This is a genomic window from Pirellulaceae bacterium (genome assembly GCA_019636385.1).
Classification (GTDB): Bacteria; Planctomycetota; Planctomycetia; order Pirellulales; family Pirellulaceae; genus Aureliella.
The window spans coordinates 734,292-753,295 of sequence record JAHBXT010000002.1; the positions used below are offsets into that span (position 1 = coordinate 734,292).

Sequence of the window (19,004 nt, forward strand, 5' to 3'; positions counted from 1 at the left end):
AGGACAATAAAGGGCACCCCCTAAATGGCTAGTTTGAAAGCTCTTGCGAGGCGAACGCTGCTGATTGCTGCGATTTTAGCACCAGGAGATTTAGGAGCCCAAGTTAGCGACTTAGCCGTTGTCAAGGTCGGACTGGAAACAGCCTGGGTCGCCCAGACACAGTCCGACTTAAGCCGAGGCGTAGCGTGGATGGGGCTGTGGCGAGACCCGCATCGAGCCCGAAATTTTGCAGTCGTAGAAACTGCGGATCAAATGGTTTGTGTACCGGTGGATCAGTTGGACGATTTACAACAGCCACTGGGAATAGAAAAAGCCAAGATTACCGCACGGGCTCGAGCGGCGCGACTGGTAGGTAGCGAGTATGAGTTGGCTGCGGTCGAGCGCTCGATTCCTGAACTTCAGTTGGTCGTGGCAAGTAGCGATGGGGTGGTAACTTGCTTTGATGCCGAAACCGGCAAGCTCCACTGGAAGGCGGTGTGCGGAGCGGCAACCGCGCCGGTGTACTCGTGCGGTTTGGCGACCGCCGGCGTCGTAGTGCTGCAAGGTGATTCGCTGTACTTGCTGGATTGGCGAACCGGCAAACAAATCGCCGCCAAACAACTTGCTTCGGGTACTTCGAATTCCGTGGGAGTCATTGAGCAACCCTTGACAAGTGATTCGGCTGCACAGGAGAAGACATTGCGCACGGAGAGTGTGGCGCTGGTGTCAGACTTCGCAGGGCAGATCAATGCCTACGGCGTCTCGGGCCAACGAAATGCATGGGCCTATCGACTCAGTGGGCGCGTCGCTAACACTCCTATTTCGCTGCCCGACGGATCACACACGGCTTTCGTAACGGACAAGGGCTGGATGTATGTGTTCTCTGCCGCCGACGGACCCGCAATTCAATTCCGCTACGAATGTGGTGCACGTTTTGTCGGAAGCTTGGCTGCTGGGAGAGATGCGTTCTATATTGGCGACGCTGCTGGCACATTCTGCAAGATTTTGACTTCCGAAAATGGCGTATCCCAGTGGAAGATTCGTTTTTCTCAGAGCATCTCGGCGATGTCGCTGGTGGATCAGCAACAGGGAATTGCTTATGTTTGTTCAGAAAGCGGTGAGCTGAATGCTGTTGACGATTCGACGGGAAGTCTAGTCTGGGCTCGCAGCGCTTATTGCGCCACTGGAATTCGTGGCCCCATTGCGATTGCCAATTCGACAGTGGTCACCCGTACGCTGGCAAATACTCTCGTGGCTCATGACAGCAAATCGGGCAGGCAAATTTCCGAGACACCGTCCTTGCCGCTGATGGATATGATGTTTGTCAATGATTTGACCGATCGCGTCTATCTTCTCGGCAACCACGGCCAGTTACAATGCTTGCGCCCGCGTGGAAAGGTACTGCCGAAGATTAACCGCGTGGCAGATCAACCATCGGATTCGCCCGCTACCACCGCATCAGCCGCAGCACCATCCACCCGGTCGGTACCCTCCGAGACTCTGATGGAGGACACCCCTTCATCTGGCGATACGTTTGACGACGACCCATTCGGCGACAGTAGCCAGCCAAATAGCGACACGGACGATGGTCAAAACAGTCTGCCTGCTAACGAGTTCGATGCCGACAGCAGCCTGTTCTGACGGGATTACTGAAGTAGCTCGAAAAGCACGACTGCTTCAGACGGCTTGATTGGGTACAGCCCAAGTGTCGCCGGCATTGAACAGCTTGTTCAAATCCCCCATGCCGCGCGAGCTGACGGCATCGTTGATTTGCTGTTCAACTTGGTGCTCATAAATTGGCGATTCGATGGCTCGAAATACTCCGATGGGCTCAGGGAACTCGGGGTGTCTCATGCGTGCCAAAATATTAACCAATGCCGGATCAGCCTGCTCGTCGTGGAAAAGCAGGTCATCGTGAGAGAACTTGCCGGTGGACAGATCAACGACTTCAGGTGTAATTCCATTCAGTCGAATGCCCTTGTCCCGATTTTTGCCGAATATTAACGGCTTACCATGCTCAAGCTCGATCGTGTGATCAGACCGGGTCGATTTGTCTTGGGCGTAACTCCATGCACCGTCGTTGAAGACGTTGCAGTTTTGATAGACCTCGACCACCGAAGTGCCGCGATGCATGGCGGCCCGATACAGCGTCTCGCCCAGATGCTTGATATGCACGTCGATGCTACGAGCAATAAACGTAGCTTCGGCACCCAAGGCTAGCTTAATTGGATTTAGAGGATGATCGAGCGCTCCCATCGGGGTACTCTTGGTAACCTGCCCTTCTAGGCTGGTAGGTGAATACTGGCCCTTGGTCAGTCCGTAGATGCGATTGTTGAATAGAACAAGCGTCACGTCCACATTGCGTCTGAGTAGGTGCATAAAGTGGTTGCCGCCAATGCTCAGCGCATCGCCATCACCGGTGATCACGAACACTTTCAGGTCAGGTCGAGCAACGCGTAGACCGGTTGCAAATGCAGGTGCACGGCCGTGAATGCTGTGCATACCATAGGTGTTCACGTAATACGGAAAACGGCTCGAACAACCGATTCCGGATATGAAGACGATTTGCTCCAGCGGCAATCCCAACGTCGGCAGCATCTTTTTCATCTGCGCCAGGATCGAGTAATCGCCGCAGCCTGGACACCAGCGGATCTCTTGGTCGCTGGCAAAATCTTTGTCGGTCAGTACCGGTAATTGAGTGCTCATGAAAATTTGTCGGATAACAGAAAATGATTGTGGTTAATGCTGGATGGGCGATCGTACAACCAACGCTTCGCAATGCCGGTTGCTTGAATCAAGCGTGCTTGCCGTTTCCACTGGGCGCGGTCACTTCGCGGATCTTGCTGACCAATTCAGTTACCGTGAACGGCTTACCTTTCACCTTGTTGTATCCCAAGGCGTTGACTAGGTAGCGTGCGCACAGCAGGCTACGTAACTGGCCAAGGTTCAATTCGGGTACCAGAACTTTGTCGTAGCTGGCAAGAATTTCCCCCAGATTCTTGGGGAAGGGATTCAAGTGTCGCAGATGGCAGTGGGCAACGCTGATGCCTTCGGCTTGCGCTTGCTGCACTGCCGTATGGCAAGCTCCGTAAGTACCACCCCACGAGACAACCAGCAATTGACCTTTGGATGGTCCAAACACCTTCTGTGGTGGGATGACCGCAGCGATGCGCTCGACCTTTTCCGCTCGCAACTTGACCATCAATTCATGATTGTCTGCATCGTAGCTGATGTTGCCCGTGATATTGGCTTTTTCCAACCCACCGACGCGATGCATTAAACCGGGCGTCCCAGGCAGAGCCCAAGGACGTGCCAGGAATTCGTCTCGCGAGTACGGACGGAATGGTGCTTCATCCTGGCTAGGAGGCCCGGGATGTAGAATCTTGATCGGCTCCATCTTCTGCACGTCAGGAATCAACCACGGCTCAGCACCATTAGCGATATAGCCATCGGACAGAATGACGACCGGCAGCATGAACTTGGTGGCTATTCTCCAGGCTTCGATGGCCGTATTGAAGCAATCGCCAGGGCTGGATGCTGCGATGACCGGAACAGGTGCCTCACCGTTGCGGCCATAAAGTACTTGCAGCAAGTCCGCTTGTTCTGTCTTTGTTGGCAACCCGGTACTGGGACCACCTCGCTGAACATCGATTACGATCAACGGCAGTTCAATCATCACCGCCAACCCCATGGCCTCTGCCTTAAGAGCGATGCCGGGACCAGAGCTACAGGTGACACCCATCGCTCCACCGTAGGCCGCGCCAATTGCCGAGCAGACCGCAGCAATTTCGTCTTCAGCCTGAAACGTCTTGACGCCAAAATTCTTGTAGCGACACAACTCGTGCAGAATATCGCTGGCGGGAGTGATCGGGTACGTACCGTAGAACAATTGCTTACCGCTGAGCTTGGCGGCGGTCATGAGCCCCCAAGCCAAAGCTTGGTTGCCCATGATGTTGCGATATCTTCCGTCAGGCAAAGTGGCCCGGTCGACTTGATACGAAACGTCCAACAGTTCAGTGGTTTCCCCAAACGCCCAACCGGCGCTCAACGCTCGTTCGTTGGCTTCGCGAACTTGAGGATTCTTGCTGAACTTATTGGCGATGAATCGCTTGGTTGTCTCCATGCCTCGGCCGTATAGCCAATAGACCAACCCCATGGCAAAGAAATTGCGGCAGCGATCGGCTTCCTTGGGTGACAGCCCAAGATCCTGGACGGCGGTGCGCGTCAATTTCGTGATTGGCACTTTTGCCAAGCGGTACTTGTCCGTAAGCGATTCGTCGTCCAGCGGATTGGCAGTCAGTGCAGCCAGCTTCAGATCTTTGGCTTCGAAGCTATCCTCGTCGGCGATAATCAAACCACCAGGCTTCAAGTCTGCGAGATTCGTCACTAGCGCCGCCGGGTTCATGGCTACTAGCGCATCCAATGTATCGCCAGGAGTGTGAACTTCGTGGGCAGCGAACTGCACTTGGAAACCACTCACTCCGGCTCGCGTACCTCGCGGTGCGCGAATCTCGGCAGGAAAATCGGGGAAGGTCGCGACATCGTTTCCGGCCAAAGCAGAAGTGTTGGTTAGTTGCGTTCCCAACAACTGCATGCCGTCGCCTGAATCCCCAACTAAGCGAACTGTGATACCTGTAACTACTTTAACCTGTTTGGAGCGTGGAGCCTGCGGCGCCTCTGTGGACATGAAAGAACCTGTAGTGAAGTTTTCTCGGTGAACTCCGCGAGCGCAGTTGCCATGGCGGTACATAGTGCGGAGCGATCTAGGCTGGATGTACCAGAATAATCAATTCGGCAGACTTTGCCGATTTTGTGGAGTTTTTTTGCTGACGAACAGGGACATCGTCATTCACCACGACTACTCCGAGCGCCAGCTGTTGCCTGTAGGATTAAACTCGGCATAATGGGCAAGCTCTCCGCAACTGGAAAATTCTACAGAGCGACTCAGTTTTGAGTATGGCTTGATGGGCCAGTTTTTGCATTTTCCAATGACTTGGTTCTAGTCGCATCGCGCCAAGCCAAATGGCGTCTACCGCCGCCGATACGACAGCAGAATAGCACGAGTTAACGATGGCCAAGCATTTTGATGATACCAACGATTTGCCGGTACAGCCTATCCGCCGTAAAGCTCCGCCAAAATTGCGGCCAACTCGTCTCCGAATCGTGGCCGGCCAACTGGGCGGCCGGTATATCCAGTACAACGGAGACCCAGACACGCGGCCAATGAAAGAAAAGACCCGTGAGGCGGTGTTTAGCCTATTGGGTGGCTACCTTCACGGAAAGTTTGCGGTCGACCTTTTTGCTGGCACTGGGATATTAGGGTTCGAGGCGGTCAGTCGTGGGGCTCAGGGAGCTATTCTGCTTGAACTGTCCCGAACTACCGTATCAACCATTCTGTGCAACATGCGCAGCTTGGCCCTGGAATCGCTGGTTGATGTTCAAAATGTGGACAGTCTGCGCTGGCTACGGCAAAGTGAATTGCGATCCGCAGACCTGCCCCGCTGCCCGTGGGTTGTGTTCTGCTGCCCACCGTACGCAGTCTGGCAGAATCAGCAGCAGCGTCTGCTAGCAGGGCTACAAAGCCTCTACGAGTGCATGCCTCCCGAATCGCAATTGGTCTGCGAGACAGCGGACTCCTTTGATTTGGACCGTCATTGGCCGGAATGCGACTGGGACATTAGACACTATAAACCGGCCACAGTTTTTATTGCCAAGAAGCCGTCTGAGGCAACCAGCTAAGCCCGGACAGCCGTACAGTTGCTGTTGTGCCGATCCAAAGCAGTCAACCTTGGCGGACCTAGCCGCGTTGGAACACGCTGCGGCTGGGAATCTGAGTCTGTACCGCAACGTCGCTAGGCACTGGTTGCGGCTTCAGAATCTCATCTTTAAGAGTTACCTGAAAGACCGACTTGCCAGCGCGAATCAAATCGCCTGTGCAGAGCTCGACAGTCGACACCGGCGCATTGTTGACAAACGTTCCATTACTGCTGCCGGCATCGCGGACCCGGAACGACTCCTCTCCGCTTTCCACAAACAGGTGATTGCGGGAAAGGTGAGGATCTTCTGGGATCGAGAAATCTGCCGTCGACATTCTTCCAATTACCAAACACTGGTTGCGGCTAATCCACAACTGCGCGCCCTGTGCCGGGCCATCGATTACTTTTAATATGCAGATCATCTTTTATGACTCTCGATGGAGTTTGCGCTTCAAAAACAGCCCAAACCTGCCAATGCAAGCAACGGTCGCAATTGCCTCCTGCAATCAGTCGTCTCACTCACTCACTCTCTCTATTATCGTTGAAGGTTGTAAGAACTTCAGCCAGTTGTTGACCTAATTTTGAGAATATTTTCGAATTTGGATGGAAAAGTCGGCTCAGCTACCTGGCCGGAAACTCGGTCTCGTCCAGTGGTAATTCATCCAGGCTATTTAGTCCCAGTTGTTCGGCCGGTGCCTCCAGCAGAGCCTGTTCGGAAGGCATCGAGCCTTGGCTTGCGAGGGAGCTGCTGGGTATTCGATCTGCCTCTGGAATTTCTGTTTCCTGCTCGTTGGTAGAGGCAACGATTAGCAGCAATTCGCGAGCATCTACCACCTTGACTCGCTGGCCAACCTCGATCGGCCGACTATCAATGCTGGTCGCGTTGAAGCGTTGTTTGCCGATCTGAATCTGGCCGCTGGGGAGCAATGGCCAGCGATTGACAACAACCGTACCAATCCACCGGCGCAGGGCCTCCGAATGCGAGTCAGCTTGGATTTTCGGTGGAGTCAACAGGATGCGACGGCCAATCGGGGTATGAGGCCAAAACTTGATGGCAACGTAGGTAAACACGGGAATGGTGCCCAAGACCAGGATTGACATGGCCATTCCTGAGTAGACGCCCGTTAAAAAGCCGAAGTAGATTGAGGCGATGGCAGACAGGGCGCTTGCGATCAGCAACGTTCCCGCAGTGGGGATAAAAATATCTACTGCAGCCAACGCCACCGCCAGAAAATATAGCAGGATGGCTACCTTGAGCGGTTCCATCGTCAATAAGTCCTCGACACGCAGTACTGCGTCAAGCAGAGTGCAAAACAGCTCATGTCTCGATTAAGCGACCTTTGGGGTACGAGCCTAACATCTCCAGTCGAGGTGCCATGGCACGCAACTTCTCAATAGCAAGTCGTACTGACTCGGTATCCTGATGGCCCTCTAACTCGACAAAGAACAGATATTCATTGGGTCGATTGGGCAATGGAAAGGACTCAATCCACGTCAAATTTACCGCTGCGGATTTGAAGACCATCATTGCATCGGCCAGCGCTCCAGGATGGTGCCCTAATTCGAACATCAGCGATGTCTTGTCATTTCCGGTCGGCGCGCAGGGATTTTGACCGATGATGGCAAAGCGTGTCACGTTTTGGCTGTTGTCTTCGATGTTTTCAGCGATCATTTGGCAACCATGATGAATGCCGGCCTCGCGCGACGCGATCGCTGCAATTTGCTCGTTGGCAGCCGCGTTAGCGGCCGCCAGCGCCGTGCTGGCGACTTCCACCAGCTTGACTTGCGGCAAGTGCGTTGCCAGCCAGTTTCGGCACTGAGACAAAGCTTGCGGTTTGCTGTGTACTTCGCGTAGCTGTTGGCGGCTGCCACGAGCCAACAGACAATGGTGAATTGGGAGTAGGATTTCGCCACAAATCTGCAGCGGAGTTCGCGCGAACATACCCAACGTATCTACGATTCGTCCATCGGTGCTGTTTTCGATGGGGACGACGGCAAAGGCGGTATGTTTGCGCGCGACCTCTTCGAACGCCGCGCTGATCGAAGCCACATCGACTAGGTCGGCCCCCATACCAAAATACTTGGCCGCCGCCAAATAGCTGAAGCTGTACAGCGGACCTAGATAAGCCACGGATCGCTTGGGCCAAGCTTGGCGAGCTGACAAGCTCGACGCATGATTGAGCCAGTCAGATAATAGATGAGCCGGCCCGACATCCGAGCACTCTTGGATTAGAGCACGGCGCTGCTCTTCCAGATCCACCGGTCGCTCGGTAGATCGCAGCAGCCCGATGCGATCAGCCAGCAGTTTCAACATTTGCCTGTCGATCTCGATGAGTCGATCGGCCAGACTCTTGCTGGTTGGACAGGTCGTCCGGGAGGATGTTTTGTTCATCAATCGCCTGTTACCCGTGAAGTCACCAACTGGGATTTTCCCGCTCACATCCCTTATATTCTACGTTGGGAACGATAGCTACTGCCGCTACGGTGGCCAAGTCCGATCCACTGTCATTCTGGCAATTCAACCCCTCAACTCTAGAGTCCATATCCAATCCAAGAGAAATCAAAGTTCAGCGGCTTGCAATTTCAAGGTCACAACCCTTAATCAGCAACCCCTCAAAGTAAGTAGCCGGGCTTGATTTGTCGCTTTTTGGCACGCGCATTGCATCCAAAGGGAGCGAAATCCGGTTCCGGAAGAAAATGGCAGCGAGAAAGCCATTGAGTCTGGACAAAATTAGGCGATCCGTAAAGTCGCCGCTCGATACGAACAATCAAAGGAGACACAAAGGTGGCACAAGGCGAAAAGATTATCGGAATTGACTTGGGCACAACCAATTCCGTTGTGGCGGTGATGGAAGGCAGCGAAGTCAAAGTCATCCCGAACGCTGAAGGAAATCGGCTGACACCTAGTGTGGTCGCCTATACCGACAAAGATGAGGTAATTGTCGGCGAGCCAGCTCGCCGCCAGGCGGTCACGAATCCGCGTCGGACCGTCTATTCCGCAAAGCGATTCATGGGCCGACGGCATGTGGAAGTGGAATCTGAAGAGAAAATGGTGCCCTACTCTGTCGTCGGTGGCAGCAACGAATATGTCAAGATCGGCATCGGTGACAAGCAATACACGCCTCAAGAGATATCTGCCAAGGTCTTGCGTAAGCTGAAGGAAGCCGCTGAATCGTATCTCGGTCACCGAGTCAGCAAGGCAGTGATTACCGTACCAGCCTACTTCAACGATGCCCAACGCCAGGCAACCAAAGACGCCGGTCAGATCGCGGGCCTGGAAGTGGCTCGGATCATTAACGAACCTACCGCTGCAGCTCTGGCGTATGGCTTGGACAAACAGCGTGACCACAAGATTGTGGTGTTCGACCTCGGAGGCGGAACATTTGACGTTTCGATTATGGAAGTGGCCTCCACCGGCGATGGCGACAATAGCAGTAAAGTCTTCGAGGTGATCTCGACCAGCGGCGACACTCATTTAGGCGGCGACGATTTCGATGAGGCTCTGGTGAACTACGTTTCCGACGACTTCAAGCGCCAGTACGGCATCGACCTCAGATCCGACCCGATGTCATTGCAACGACTCCAGGAAGCCTGTGAAAAAGCCAAGAAGGAACTGAGTAGCGTTCCGGAAACCGACTTGAATCTTCCGTTTATTACGGCTGATGCTAGCGGTCCCAAGCACTTGCAGATGAAGATTACACGGGCCAAGTTTGAAGAACTGGTAGACAAACTGATTGAGCGTTGCAAGAAGCCGGTTCTGCAAGCATTGGAAGATGCTAAGCTCAAGCCCAGTGATATCGACGAAGTAGTATTGGTGGGCGGCTCGACGCGCGTTCCCAAAGTGCGCCAGATCGTTAAAGAGATTTTCGGCAAAGAGCCGCATCAGGGTGTGAATCCAGATGAAGTGGTGGCCATTGGGGCTGCCATCCAAGGCAGTGTACTGTCGGGTGATCGAAAAGATGTTTTGCTGCTGGACGTCACGCCTTTGACCCTTGGCATTGAAACCGAGCATGGTGTGTTGACGCCGCTCATCGAGCGAAACACGACCATCCCGGCCGAGCGCAAGAATACCTTTTCGACCGCCTCGGACAATCAGACGGCCGTCACCATTCGCGTCTTCCAAGGTGAACGGAAGATGGCCAATCACAATCGGTTGCTAGGCGAATTCAATCTCGAGGGGATTCCACCAGCACCACGCGGCGTGCCACAGATCGAAGTCAAATTCGACATCGACCAAAACGGCATTTTGAATGTCTCCGCGCGTGACGTCAGCACCGGCAAGCAGGCCTCAGTCCGCCTGGAAGAGACATCAGCACTTTCCAAGGACGAAATCGATCGCATGAAGAAAGATGCAGAAGAACACGCCGAAGAAGATCGACGTCAGTTTGAATTGGCTGAAGCTCGCAACAAGGCGCAGCATCTTGTCTACCAGCTCGAAAAGCAAATGTCCGAAAACGCAGATAAGCTGGCCGATGCCGACCGAGAGCCACTCAAGGCGGCCATCGAGAAACTCAAGAAAACCACTGAAGGCAGCGACGTCGAGGTAATTCGAGCGGCAACCACCGAACTGGAACAGGCGGCTCAAGCGTTCAGCAAGATCCTTTACGAAAGATCTTCAGCAGGACCTGCCGGCGGTGCAACGAGTGCTGAGCCCAAACCGGCTGCTAGCGGCTCAGACGATGATGCCATCGACGCAGAATTTGAAGTGAAGTAACTACTAATGTTCAGCGGCGGGTACCAAACCTAGACGTGACATGCAATTAATGGACAGGTTCTGTTACTGGCCTCTTGATTAGTAGCCCTTGCAATCGAGTGCAAATTTTCAATAGGGCAGCTCGCTGAGCTGCCCTATTTCGATGCATTAGAGCTAGGACGGCGTTGACCAAGACTCTAAATTCCGCAGGCGTGATACGTTTTAGTGTCAAAAGCCAATATTTGCTTACGGAACATCTGCCGATGTCTCAGAAGCAGATTCCTCAGTTGAGTCATCTTGAGAAGGTGCTGAGTCATCTTGAGAAGGTGCTGAGTCATCTTGAGAAGGTGTGTCTGGAGAAGCGTCCGAGGGGGCTGCCGCGACTGATTGGCTTGCAGCTTGCTTGGCATTTTCTTCTGCTTCCATCTGGGCCTTCTTGATGGCCTCAATTGCTTGTTCGTGGGCTACGGCCACACCTTCATTGCCTCGCTTACGATAGAGTGCTGCCAACCTCTCGCGACTGTCTGTCCGATTAGGATTGTAGCGTAGCGCTAGTTCAAACAGCGAGATGGCATCGGTATCCTTACCTTGGGCCTGGTAAACCATACCCAATGTGTCTAACAATTCATCGATGAACTGCGCGCCTTGCAATCCATTTTGTTGCAGCAATTCCAGCGTTCTCTTCCCTACTTCCATTGCCTCGTCGATACGCTTCTCTTCCAGGTACAGCCACGCCAAATTGTTGGCGTACTTAACCGCGAGAGGTGCTGCCTTGTGTACTTTCTCTAGGTGGCGGATTGCATCCGCATACCTTCCCTCGTTGAGAAAGTGCTCTGACAATACGGCATGGGTACCGACCGATGCAGTGTCTGAATCCAACATCTCCTTTAATGCGGCAGTCAATTTGGGACTACGATTAATTTTGTCGCGAATCAGGATGGCTGTTTGCTCAGACACTAAGGGATTGGTAGGATCGATTTCCAATGCTCGCTCAAGCAACGATAGGTCGACAGTCAGTCGATCCATGGCTTTGATTTGCTCAACCGTCTTCCCCATCAACCGCTGCTCCAATAGTGGCCTAAGAAAGTTTCCAAATCGGACGCGGTACAAATCTGATTTTGCGCGGCGAATTACATTATAGGAGTCATCTTCCGGAGCCTGATTCAGAAGTTCTTCACCTTCATCCAAAGCTTCTGGACTGGCACCTAACAATTGAACAATCTGAATACGAATGCCGTGATTACTCGGCTCCTTTGCCAATTCGTTCTTGTAATATTCAATGGCATGCTTGATCGCATTGTCAGCCAATTCGTCGCGTTTAGCCGCCCTGGCCCGTTGTGCCAGCAAGTGGTAATGTTCCGGAAAGCGCTGAGTGAGAGTCTCGAAAATCTGCAGAGAGCGGTCAAAATCGCGTTTTTGCCAGTTGATGTCGCTGGCGACAAACAGAACCTCCTTAGGGGTGTACTCCCAAGGCAGTGATTCTTGGGCGTGGTGCAGTAAGACAGGCACTAAGTCATTGTTGGGATTCTTGGCATATTGCGCCATGTAGCCCATAGCCATGATAGCATGTGCCTTAGGTAGACCCGCCTTGTCGTCCGGTGCCAGGCTTCGCAACACTTTCTGACCTTGCACGATGTTACCGCGCTGCATCAGCGTAGTTCCAACCACAAATTGACTCTCTGGCGTAGGTCGCAATAATTGAGCTCGCTTGTACAACATCTCGCCATATGGCGAGACAACGTACTTCTGCATTTCGGTGGAGTCGGTTTGATCATTACTGCCTGCTAAGTCGGCTTGGTCATCCTGCTCGATTTGATCCTTGGCAGGCGCAACATTCGTTGTTTTGCCCGCCGAACTTGGTGTCGCATCAATCGAAGCCCTGGAGGTATCAATTGCGACAGGCGACGAGCCATCGGCCTGTGGTTGATCGGAATTTAGATCAACACTTTCCATGGCCGCTGTCGCTGCATTTGATTTGTCGCCGGTCGGAGACTTGTCGGCTTGGTCCGCTTCTTGTGGCTTGATGCTAAAGCTGTCGATCAGCCGAGCTTCCCAATCACCGATTTCTGTTCGCCCTAATTCAAGGTAGCGGTTGACGAGTGTATCCTTGTCTAGTCGACCACCGATCCAAACAGTCAGCGCCAGCAGCACAAGCGCAACGCAGGGTATCCCGCCCAATAGAACTTTCATCCAGGCTCTGGAGAGCGCCCAATCGTAGCACGCGCCGAGAAATGAAACGGTCCAATTTAGTGGGTCAAAGCCTGCCATAACCGAAAAGTCCTAAGGGAATGAAGCTACGAAAGAACGCAACCTGCCAAGCCGGGGTGAACTCAATCAAAGATGGTGGATCAAAACATCATTATTCTAAGGTGCCGCACAGATTTCAGCCGTGAGAATGCAAGAACCTCGCCTTCCGGGCACATTCGTAACAGAGACACTTCATTATATGCGGGCGTTGACGTTTGTAGTAGCTCCGGAGTATCCATGGCAACAGCTTAGCCCGCTTCCTGGACATCTGCTGGATCTCCCAATTGTTCCTGACCGGCTGCATCGGCATTTTGGGGTGTTGAATCGGTAGCTTTGGCATCATCACGTTCCATTTCCGCCAATAGCTGGATATGTCGTTCTGAAGCTGCTACATCGCCTTGCTCCTGATATAGTGCGATCAACTTACGGCGAGTTTCTAGCCGGTTCGGTCTGGACTCCAGACTACGCTCGTAGGATACAACGGCGTCTGCCGGTTCCTTCTTGGCCGCTTGGATGTCCCCTAAGGTGTCCAACAGATCATCCGCATATCGTTCTTTGAGCATTGCCGACCGCTCCAAGAGCTTGACCGCTTCAGAAGCAACCAAAAAGGCGTCGTCCAATCTGCCCAAAGCAGCAAGCGACGAGGCAAACAGGTGAGCATAACGAATCGCTGTTGGTGCAAGTGCATATACCTGTTCAAGATGGATAATGGCTTGCGATAGATTGTCTTGCCGTAGATTCAATTCTGCCAATATCGCATGAGTTCCAACGGTCGCCGCGCCGGAAATAAGAATTTTGTATAGGTCCCGCGTCAGGTCGGCAATTGGCCTAAGATCTGAAGCCGCGAACGCTTGAATTTCTTCTGCCACTTTGGCATTCGTAGGATCGGCCTGCAGCGCAATATCCAGCATGTTCAGGTCGATGTTCGTTTTTTGCGAGCTAACCAACGTATGTTTGTAGCGCAAACGGTAGACCTCCGAGATAGCTCGGCTGAGTAGGGCGCTCTGTCCATACTCAAAGCCTTCGTTCAATATTTGCGCAGCTTCTTCCAATCCATTGGGGTTCCTGGCAAGTAGATCAGCAATCTCAACTCGTGCGACTTCATTCTGTGGGTTTGCAGCCAAGACGGCTCGCAAATGAATCATCATCGCTTGTAGTGACTTGTTGGCCAAACGCAGATCACCAGCCTGCGCAGCACGGGTCGCCAGCAGTTTATTCAACTCTGGAAACCGCTTAACCGCCTGCTCCAACGGCCGAAGCGCTGCTTCAAATTCTTGTCTCTGCCATCGCAAGTCGCTCAAGAATTGCAACACGCTGTAGCTAACATCAGGCCAATTCATGGCCATCTGGGCGTGATGTTCAAATGCGGGCAAAAGCTCAAGCTCATTGTGCCCTTGAATGCGATAGCGGTAGACTTCCGCCAGAACACCATGAGCAGCCACATGCCCCTCGGCGTTGTCCGGGGCAATTTGCCTCAAGATATCCTGGCCCTCTCGGAATGCTCCTAGCTGGATCATATACGTGCCAACCAAGTACTGACTACGCAAACTAGGATCCAGGACCCGCACGCGATTCAACAGCATTTTTCCGTAATACGGCAATTGCTCGTCTTCCGCAGAAAAGTTTTCAAAGTTCGCGAGATACTGCGACACAGGCAATTCAGATTTTGTGCCCTCCGATTTGCTAATTGCAGGGGTGATTTTCCTATTCCGTACATTAAGTTCGTCAGTGGCCCAAGTTAAGTACTTGCGCGACAAAATGCTTCGTTCAATTTGACCACCGCGGGAAACCAAAACCCCCGCCAAAAGCATGATGGCGCCAGGAATCCCAGTCAATGCAATGCGCGGCCAATCACGCGACAGCAGCCAAGCGTAGATAGCTCCTGCAAAAGTAGCTGCAACTTTCGCAGGTTCTACAACTAATACGTTGAGCACTACAAACAGATAGTCGGCGATGGTGCCCCAGAAGCCGGTTTGATCGTCGGGCCGTACATCGGTCTTCAATATCGACTGAAACGGTCGCCGAATCGTTTCCAAGACCGTGTCCGTTAACTCAGTTAGTCGGGATGGACCACCGCCAGCTTCGTCCTCTCGTCGTCCACGTAGATTCTGTAGCTTTTCAAGATTTCGATCGAAAATCGAAAACACAAACGAGGCGATAGTGTGATAGATGAAGACGAACGGGGCGGAAAGCACCCGCGCTAACTTCAACAACAAGTCTAGCAAAGCATACAGATTTTCGATCGGATCAAATGGTCTCATGGTAACTGTACGGTATCAGAACTAGCTGAGGTCAAACCTGCGGGTGACTGAAGCGGCGCTTCAGATGACGATTGACTTTCCTCGGACTGCAATGGCTCCGTGTCGACCAGCGACCTCGATAGGCCGCCCGATGTTTGCGATGCATCTGCTGGAAGTGGCGAAGTCTCCTCCGGAGCTATGTCCGGCTCTGCACGCATCTGGAGGTCAGTTTCTGGGGACGATTCAATCTGACTGGGCGGGGTTAACGTTTGGGCCGCTTCTGCATCCGCTGCCCGTTGGGACTCTAATTCAGCCAGTTCGATGCGTGCGATGGCGCGCTCCTGGTGCTCAGCTTCGGCAATATCGCCAGTCTGGCGATACAGAAGTGCTAGTTTGTATCGCGCCGACTTGCGCGATGGATCTAGTTTTACGCACTGCAGCAACACATCTATGGCGTCCGAAAAACGCACAAGCGTGCTGTGGACATCCGCTAGCGACTCCAGCAACTCGTAGCTGTAACGCTCACCCATTAGGCCTTCACTTTCCAGAGCGGCCACCGACCGCTGGGCAGTTTCTAGGGCTAAGTCGGCCTGACTGTTCTGCAGATAATGCTGCACTAACAAGTGCGCGTACTTAATTGCGGTAGGGGCCGTCCGCACAACCTGCTCCAAATGCAATTGTATGCTTTGGTTCTCACCCACCTTGATCGCATGCTCAGCCAGCACTGCGTGTACGGCAACTGCGGCGGCTCCCTGTGCTAAGATGCGGTCTAACTCCTTTCGTAGCGCTGAGCCATCCTGGAAGTCATACTCACGCAAACGTTCGATCTGCCCGGTAACCAGAGGGTTCGAGGGATCAAGCATAAACGCCGTGTCCAGGACACTGAAGTCGGCGTTCATTCCCCTGGATTCTTCCCAAATCTGGGTGAATCGAATTCGGTATATTTCTGATAGTGCCCGAGAGATCAACTTGCTTGGTCCTAATGCTAGTCCATCCAGCAGCAATTGCTCGGCATGTGCCAGACCCTCCACACGATCGGTGTTTATCAGCCGGACAATAGCCACTCGAACCGTATCGCGCGAGGGGTCTCGCGCCAGCAATTGACTCAAGTAGCGCAGTCCAGCATCTCGCGCCTCTTCGGCGATACGACCATACCCAGCCTCCTGGGCGCGTTCGTACAACAAAGTGTTGAGATCTGGGGCGCGTTTGCTTGCCAATTGCAGGACTTCGATCGAGCGCTCATGGTTCTTGCGCTGCCAATGCAAGTTACTTGCGGCTACTAAAACATCTATTGGTGCTGACGGCCAGGCGGCCGCCATGTCGGCATGGTGCAGCAGTTCGTCGACCATACTAGTATCGTCAGTCTCACGCAACTCCTCCAAGATACTGCTGGCCAAAACGGAATGAGCGCGCATATCTCCTCGGCGATAATCCGGCGCAATCCCGCGCAACATCCGACGACCGTCAGTGACGGCCCCGCGCTCGATCATGGTTGCACCAATCATGAGCTTATGCTCATTATTGGGACGCAGCAGTTCCGCTCGTCGATACAACATTTCACCGTAACGCGAAAGGCTGAACTGTCGATGGTCGTTTGGCCGCTCCTGGTCGCTCAAGACGGTTAAGTCATCCTTGAGTAATCCGCGAGGCTGTACCGTCGTCGACCGCGTCGCCTTGAGCTTACGCTGCCAGCTGACCGTCTCAGCCTCAGCCATACGCAGGTATTTGTTGGACAGAACGCGATGGTCCAGCTGAGCTCCATACCAGATGAAGCCTAGCGTGGCCATCAACAAAATTAAGGGCGCCATCCCTCGCAAAATCCTCAGCCAGGGACGCGACAGCAACCAGTCGACAACTAAACCAGTCACTGACACAAGCCAATTGACAGGATCAATAGACGACATGCATACTCAGTCCGTAAGAATTTAATTGCGGCAAAATAATTCAATCTCGCGTCAAGGTTGGCGATATTTTAGTGCTAACCACGCCGGTCTGTATATTCAACTTGATGATGCTTAATTGGTCGCTGCGTTACTAACGCGGTTTGTGGCTGCGCCTCCAGTCACCGACACATTGGCCTTGCTGGCCACTTCATGTGAACTTTTGTCGTCTGAGCTGTGTTTTTCAAGCAACTCGTGTAGTTTGCGATTTGATTCCGTATGGTTGGGATAAATCTGAATGCAGCGTCGATAGGCAGCCATTGCCTGGCTGGTCTCGCCGCGCAGTTGATAGATGTCGCCCAAGGTATCCAGCAGTTCGTCACCGTAACGATCGGATAGCGCATCCGCTTGATCGAGGATGCTCAGGCAGGTCTGAAGCGTCTCCAGCGCAATATCCAAGTTACCCGAATTGGCATGTAGTCGCGCTAACATGCTGGAGTACCTGGGTGAGTGGGGGATGTTTTGATAGACCTGCTCTAGATGCATTTTCGCTTGAGCCTGGCGATTGCGATACGTGTTGTATTCTGCAAGCACGGCGTGCGCGCCAACATTAGCCTCGCCACTGGCTAAGATACGATTCATTTCTTCAATCAGTGAGTTGCTCTCGCTATCGTCAATCTGACCTATCTTTGCAATTAAGTCAATCAAGTTGGGATTGGAGGGATCCAAACGCAGTCCCGCGTCTATGAGTTTCATGTCTACGGATATACCCTCCGAAGCTGCAAAATGCCTCATGAATTTTACCCACTGAATGTTGGACAGTTCGCGAGTCAATGCCTTGTCCGGTTTTAGGTGCATTCCTTCAATCAGTATAGCTTCAGCCTGCTGAATACCTTGATCCGTGTTCGTCATGGATTGCGCCAGCAGGACTCGAAGCTGAGAATTCGTAGGGCTATAGGAAATCTGTTTTTGCAGGTATTCCATGGCTTTCTGGCCGGCCGAGGCAGCCAATCGTGAATCGCCGACAATTGTGGCTAGTCGCTGCAATTCCACATTTAGATTGGGAAACCGTTCGGCAGCAATCTGATGAACCTGCAATGCACGGTCATATTCTTGGCGCTGCCAAAGCAAGGAAGAGAACGTCATCAAGACGTTAGGATGTGTAAACGTCGAAGATAAGGCTCCCTGTGCATGATGTTCAAATAGCGCCTGGAACTGAGCATCTTTGGTCTTATTAAACTGATTCCAGTAGATGACCGCTAACACCGAATGTGCATCGGGATCGCCATGTCGGCCATTCGGGGCAATCTTAAGCAGCAGCTTTCTAGCGCGTTCGGTCAATCCGCGCTCGTACAGCGATATGCCGGCGATAAACTGGCAATGTTTCTGCGGATACAACAACTGGGCGCGATGAAACAGCATTTCACAGTACCGGGATACTGTTGCCTGGCCGCCCACCAAATCGATCTGGCCGTCGAATTGTGTGAGCTCACCGTCCGCATTTGGTGAAGCCGTCGATGCCGCCACCTGCTGTGCACTTTTCTCAAGTTTCTTTTGCCAGCTCTCAATTTCAGCACGTCCCATATCTAGATAGTGGTAGGCGAGGCGTGCATTGTCAAAGGTACTCGCCCACCAGACCAGGCCACCAACCAGCATTAGAGGTACGGATGGAGTAGCGGCAAGAAAGATACGGCCCCAGCGGCGTGATACCACCCAGCTTAATAACGCACCAGCGATGTTGGCCAACCACCTGGCAGGATGCACAAACGAAAGGTGAAAGATTACTGACAGGTGACGTGCAATGTCGACAGCCAGCTTGCTGCGGCGAATCTTCTTGAAACTGGGGCGCTCTATCAACTGCTTGGGAAGCGTGGCCAACACTAGGAAGTAGCCGTACAACTTCTTGAAGGCGGTGGAATTGGTTGTGGGCTTCGTGGAGTTGACCTTATGAAGCACATGATCCGCCGGCTTGAATACCAGCGAGATTAGCCAGTGTTGGAGGCGACTGACGCGATTACCCAGCCTTTTGGCCCAATGCTGAATTCGGCCAAAGATCGCAAACAATCCTCCAATCGGATCTAAAGGGCGCATATTGAATGCTGTTCTCGCTAAAAACGCCTTGGGGAGCCAGACGGCAACCGTCCACTGCTGAACCCGCGGCAGGTCAAAAAGGATTAGACCATTATCTACCGACCTGGGTTAGACGCCC

12 protein-coding genes are annotated in these 19,004 nt (G+C 53.0%); 3 read left to right on the plus strand and 9 right to left on the minus strand.

Features of this window, described 5'->3' with window-relative positions:
- Window positions 1-24: 24 nt before the first annotated feature.
- Window positions 25-1,620: a PQQ-binding-like beta-propeller repeat protein gene (locus tag KF752_08450; GenBank protein MBX3421570.1), complete on the plus strand. Its 1,596-nt coding sequence runs from the start codon at window positions 25-27 to the stop codon at window positions 1,618-1,620.
- 36 nt (window positions 1,621-1,656) lie between these two features.
- Here the strand turns inward: KF752_08450 and KF752_08455 are convergent, their stop codons facing one another.
- Window positions 1,657-2,685: a 2-oxoacid:ferredoxin oxidoreductase subunit beta gene (locus tag KF752_08455; GenBank protein ID MBX3421571.1), complete on the minus strand. Its 1,029-nt coding sequence runs from the start codon at window positions 2,683-2,685 to the stop codon at window positions 1,657-1,659.
- 88 nt (window positions 2,686-2,773) lie between these two features.
- Complete coding sequence (locus KF752_08460; GenBank protein MBX3421572.1) at window positions 2,774-4,666, minus strand: 2-oxoacid:acceptor oxidoreductase subunit alpha; 1,893 nt, start codon at window positions 4,664-4,666, stop codon at window positions 2,774-2,776.
- A 383-nt stretch (window positions 4,667-5,049) separates the two neighbouring features.
- Between KF752_08460 and KF752_08465 the strand changes: the two genes are divergently transcribed.
- Complete coding sequence (locus KF752_08465; GenBank protein ID MBX3421573.1) at window positions 5,050-5,718, plus strand: RsmD family RNA methyltransferase; 669 nt, start codon at window positions 5,050-5,052, stop codon at window positions 5,716-5,718.
- A 58-nt stretch (window positions 5,719-5,776) separates the two neighbouring features.
- On the opposite strand, the gene KF752_08470 is transcribed toward KF752_08465, so the two are convergent.
- The 3 genes from KF752_08470 to pheA all read right to left on the minus strand — a co-directional run bounded on the left by KF752_08470 (window position 5,777) and on the right by pheA (window position 8,127).
- Window positions 5,777-6,157, minus strand: a complete 381-nt coding sequence (locus KF752_08470; protein MBX3421574.1) for an FHA domain-containing protein — start codon at window positions 6,155-6,157, stop codon at window positions 5,777-5,779.
- A gap of 199 nt (window positions 6,158-6,356) precedes the next feature.
- Window positions 6,357-7,001 (minus strand): hypothetical protein, encoded by a 645-nt coding sequence (locus tag KF752_08475; GenBank protein MBX3421575.1) that lies wholly within the window; start codon window positions 6,999-7,001, stop codon window positions 6,357-6,359.
- A 52-nt stretch (window positions 7,002-7,053) separates the two neighbouring features.
- Window positions 7,054-8,127 carry a prephenate dehydratase gene (pheA, locus tag KF752_08480; GenBank protein ID MBX3421576.1) on the minus strand — a complete coding sequence of 358 codons (1,074 nt, stop codon included), beginning with the start codon at window positions 8,125-8,127 and terminating at the stop codon, window positions 7,054-7,056.
- A gap of 393 nt (window positions 8,128-8,520) precedes the next feature.
- On the opposite strand from pheA, the gene dnaK reads away from it, so the two are divergent.
- Entirely contained in the window at window positions 8,521-10,449 is a 1,929-nt protein-coding gene (gene dnaK / locus KF752_08485; GenBank protein MBX3421577.1) for a molecular chaperone DnaK, read from the plus strand.
- Window positions 10,450-10,674: 225 nt separating this feature from the next.
- On the opposite strand, the gene KF752_08490 is transcribed toward dnaK, so the two are convergent.
- The 4 genes from KF752_08490 to KF752_08505 all read right to left on the minus strand — a co-directional run bounded on the left by KF752_08490 (window position 10,675) and on the right by KF752_08505 (window position 18,886).
- The gene (locus KF752_08490) at window positions 10,675-12,618 is read right to left on the minus strand and encodes a tetratricopeptide repeat protein (protein ID MBX3421578.1); all 1,944 of its coding nucleotides are present in this window, start codon (window positions 12,616-12,618) and stop codon (window positions 10,675-10,677) included.
- A gap of 305 nt (window positions 12,619-12,923) precedes the next feature.
- Window positions 12,924-14,936: a hypothetical protein gene (locus tag KF752_08495; GenBank protein ID MBX3421579.1), complete on the minus strand. Its 2,013-nt coding sequence runs from the start codon at window positions 14,934-14,936 to the stop codon at window positions 12,924-12,926.
- Window positions 14,933-16,723, minus strand: a complete 1,791-nt coding sequence (locus tag KF752_08500) for a hypothetical protein (protein MBX3421580.1) — start codon at window positions 16,721-16,723, stop codon at window positions 14,933-14,935. Before KF752_08500 ends, KF752_08495 begins: the two co-directional genes overlap by 4 nt.
- 207 nt (window positions 16,724-16,930) lie before the next feature.
- Window positions 16,931-18,886 (minus strand): tetratricopeptide repeat protein, encoded by a 1,956-nt coding sequence (locus KF752_08505; GenBank protein MBX3421581.1) that lies wholly within the window; start codon window positions 18,884-18,886, stop codon window positions 16,931-16,933.
- Between the last annotated feature and the right edge of the window lie 118 nt (window positions 18,887-19,004).